Genomic DNA, 3,390 nt, shown 5'->3' with positions numbered 1-3,390 from the left:
CGGGCTCTATGCCAGGAAGGAACAGCAGAAGGAGCGGGTGTCGTACTGGGTGCTCACTCCCGCAGGCGAAAATGTCATCGTGGGTTTTGCCGCTGGGAAGTGCACGGGGATTCAGAGGATGCAGCCGATTCCGAAGCAACTGATCCATGAGCAGACGGGTGCCGAGCACGGGGCCTGGATGGCGCGGAGTGCCGGAAGCAAGGGGGGCACGAACGGGAGCCCGCCGCTGTCCAACACTGCCCGGCGCACCGCAGAAGAGACCAACGCGGAACTATCCAGGCTTATCCAGGAACATTTCACGGGCTACCTTTCCGAGTGCCCTGAAAATGAGATTCGCTGCCTTTGGTTTGTGAAGGATGCACCCTACGTGGGGATGCGCATGCAGATCCAGCTTCAGGAGTCGAAGGTTTACACCGTGCGGGAGGTCTTCAATCATGCGCTGCAGAATGGATGGACGCGCGAGATGAGCCACTACCAGATGGTGGTAGCCAAGGAGCTGCTGCCCGGCCTCCCGGCCAGCACGCCCGGTGTGCCGTTTGCCGAAGGGCTGCATCTTTCGTTCTGGCACGGGAAGAAGCTGCACACCGTGACCTACAGCAAGAAGGCGGTGCCGCTGCTGGTGCAGCGCCTGTATGACGTGGGCGGCGGCCCTGCGGATTTCACGTATGCGAAGGAGCCGCCATGAATGCAGCGGTGAACGAAGCCTGCAGTGCCCGGAAAGATGCGGGCGCTGGTGAGCGTGTGCGGCGCGAAAGGCGGCCATGCATGGTGCAGACGAGTTCGACGCTTCTCCTGCGCTCCTTCAGAGCGCGGCCTTGAGAGAGACGGCGCGTTGTTACGAAAACCCAGGGCTTGCGCCCTGGGCTGACTCCTGCGGGCCTTTGGCCCACAATCGACGAGCCTCACCTTCACCTGAGCCATTCATGCCTTGCCTCAGCACACCGCAGGCGTAAGTAAATGAATGCGGGCCGCGGCTGGCAGGGCATCTGTAGTGCCCTCGGCGCCTTCTGCCACGCAGAGGCGTGATCCGGGGCATCAGGCCACTGAACGAAGACCATGATCATTCGAAGAATTTTGACCTCGCCAGCCCAGCCGGGCAATCCCATCTTTGCTTATGGGCTTCTGACTATCATTGTCCTCCTGCTGATCTGGAATATTCAGGTGCTGCTGGATGCGCCTCCGTCCTATCCCTACGACCGATGTGGCAATCTTGTCGTGGCGCTCATGCTGTTGTTCAATCATCTGGCCTTTCAGTTTCGCTGGCCGGCCGGAGTGGCGGTTGCCTTGCGCGTTTTGGCCTTGGGTTGGACTGCCTTTGGCTTGTTTTACGTTTGTTATGAGTCGCACATGCTTTTCCCTTTGAAGTCGTCATCGCCCTAGATCCTGATGTAGAGTCTGCAGCGGCGTCCGCACGCGGATGACTCTGCTGATGCATGCGGCCTCCTGACACAGCGCACTCTCATGAAAAACAAAAAATGGATCCTTGGCCTCTTGATGGTGGTGGTGGCGCTGGCGCTTCTTCCAGCGGGTCTGGTGTGGCGCTCTGAGGAGAAGCAGGTGGCGGATCCGGTGGTGGGCACGGCGGATGACTCGGGGGATCTGGTGCTGCATGTGTTCAGCCCGGGCGCGAAGAATCCCGATGTGGCCAGCCTGACGACCAACTACGGCGTGGTGATGTACTGGAGCCGGGAGAATGGGGCGATGTTTGTGCTGGGCGACCGGGCGCGGAAGTCTGTGCGTGAGTTTGGCAGGTATGAGGACTTTGTTGCAGCTCTGGGAGAGCTGCCGCCGAGGAGTGTGGTGACGATTTATGACCGCTGCACGGTGCCCAGGTTCTATGGCTTCTATCCGATGCACGAGGAGTTGTACTTGAAGTTCAAACGTGACTGTGCGGCGGAGGGGGTGAGCGTTGCGGACATGCCCAGGATCACCTGCACCTGTGGGCAGGTGCAATGAAAGGCGGGCGCCGCAAACGGACCACGCTGGAACAAAACGGATGCAGGCGGCGGCTCGCTGGGCAACTGTGGTGTTGTCCGCGCTTTCCGCCACGCAGACGCGTGATCCGGGGCGTGAGGCCATGATGCGGAGTCCCTATTTGTGAATCGTGCGAGGAGTATCACCGGAGAAAATCATTGAACCATGGAGAGCTGCCCTTTCTGCCGCATCGCGGCATGCGAGACTGAAGCGGTCCGGATCCTTGAGGATTCGGCGACCGTTGCCTTCCTCGACCTGAACCCTGTGAACTCCGGACACACCCTGGTCATCCCCAGACGACACGCCTCTTCATTGACGGACCTGACTGGCGGGGAGATCGCCGCAGTGATGAAGACCGCGCAGCGTGCCGCCGGGGTTTTGCGCGACACCCTGCCCGGCTGTGCCGGCATCACTTTGTCGCTGGCAGATGGCGTGGGCGCCGGGCAGGAAGTGCCACACGTGCATGTGCATGTGATTCCGCGTTTTACTGGCGATCAGTTTGGATGGCGGCGCTACGGCATGGCTGCAGACCCCGCTGTTTTGCGCTCCATCGGCTTGCAGCTTCGCGAGGCCCTCACGGCTGATCCATCCGAGCATCCGTGAACGACCCCGGAAGAAACTCAAGGCCGGGCAGGACGCGGCCGAGGTGACGGAAGATCCGGGGCATTTCCTGTGCGATCTGGATGATCCCGCGTGGGTGGAGAAGGCAGCGCTGCCGCGTGGCAGGGTGATGCGCTGGAGGCCGTGGTGCTTTGCCACGCGCCTGCAGGTGGTGCTTCAGGCGGAGGATTTTTTACAAGCTGACCACGGCGGCGGAGCGGCCCTCATCGTGGCGGCGGCTGGTGAGGGGAATGATGCGATGAAACGATGTGTGACGGGCAAGCCGACATGCAATCGGGTTGCGCAAAAGTTCCCGACGCCGATCTTCGCCTATGAACTCCGAACACCTCCCCACCGCCCCTATGTGGAGACATCGGCTGCCCTTTGGCGCAGGTGAGGTTCAGATTTGTGGCCGCTCCGAGCGCCCCACGGAGGAGCAGCAGCGGCTTCTGGCGCTCTTTCTGCCGCTGCTGCCAGCGCTGACCAAGGAAGTGCTTCAGAGGCTTGAGCCTCCCGAGGGCTTCTGCAAGTCGGACCTGCCTGAGGAGCTGGAGCTGTACGAAGTGCGCTTTGAATCCTCGGGTGATGTGGAGCTGTTCTTCGAACCCAGCCTTGAAATCGAAGGCTATGATGCCTGTCCCATGGCCACATGCTCTGCGGCGGGTCACCTGCTGTCCGTTTGCTGGACAGTCTGAGCCTGCGCCAATCTTTCGAAACCACACACCATGAAAACATTTCTGCTATCGGCACTCCTTGGGGTGCTTTTGTCTGTGGCATGCCTGGGGCTGGAGGGCGGGCCGGATTTTCTGAGCGGCA

General features: G+C 61.0%; 5 protein-coding genes. All 5 read left to right on the top strand.

The window, feature by feature from the left end:
- A partial coding sequence (locus WAW39_RS24850; protein ID WP_422321856.1) for a hypothetical protein occupies window positions 1-685 on the top strand: 685 nt, incomplete at its 5' end.
- 371 nt (window positions 686-1,056) lie between these two features.
- A complete protein-coding gene (locus WAW39_RS24845; RefSeq protein ID WP_422321855.1) occupies window positions 1,057-1,380 on the top strand; it encodes a hypothetical protein in 324 nt (107 codons plus the stop codon).
- A gap of 81 nt (window positions 1,381-1,461) precedes the next feature.
- Window positions 1,462-1,956 (top strand): hypothetical protein, encoded by a 495-nt coding sequence (locus tag WAW39_RS24840; protein WP_422321854.1) that lies wholly within the window; start codon window positions 1,462-1,464, stop codon window positions 1,954-1,956.
- Between the two features lie 183 nt (window positions 1,957-2,139).
- The gene (locus tag WAW39_RS24835) at window positions 2,140-2,577 is read left to right on the top strand and encodes an HIT family protein (protein WP_422321853.1); all 438 of its coding nucleotides are present in this window, start codon (window positions 2,140-2,142) and stop codon (window positions 2,575-2,577) included.
- Window positions 2,578-2,906: 329 nt separating this feature from the next.
- Entirely contained in the window at window positions 2,907-3,269 is a 363-nt protein-coding gene (locus WAW39_RS24830; RefSeq protein ID WP_422321852.1) for a hypothetical protein, read from the top strand.
- The last annotated feature ends 121 nt before the right edge of the window (window positions 3,270-3,390 follow it).

Source organism: Prosthecobacter sp., assembly GCF_049294395.1.
Lineage (GTDB): Bacteria > Verrucomicrobiota > Verrucomicrobiia > Verrucomicrobiales > Verrucomicrobiaceae > Prosthecobacter.
This window is presented reverse-complemented; position numbering and strand designations above follow the sequence as displayed.

Excerpts from the sequence above, each read along its gene's own strand:
- WAW39_RS24835 (WP_422321853.1), top strand. The coding sequence starts at position 2,140 with ATGGAGAGCTGCCCTTTCTGCCGCATCGCGGCATGCGAGACTGAAGCG.
- WAW39_RS24845 (WP_422321855.1), top strand. The coding sequence starts at position 1,057 with ATGATCATTCGAAGAATTTTGACCTCGCCAGCCCAGCCGGGCAATCCC.
- WAW39_RS24830 (WP_422321852.1), top strand. The coding sequence starts at position 2,907 with ATGAACTCCGAACACCTCCCCACCGCCCCTATGTGGAGACATCGGCTG.
- WAW39_RS24840 (WP_422321854.1), top strand. The coding sequence starts at position 1,462 with ATGAAAAACAAAAAATGGATCCTTGGCCTCTTGATGGTGGTGGTGGCG.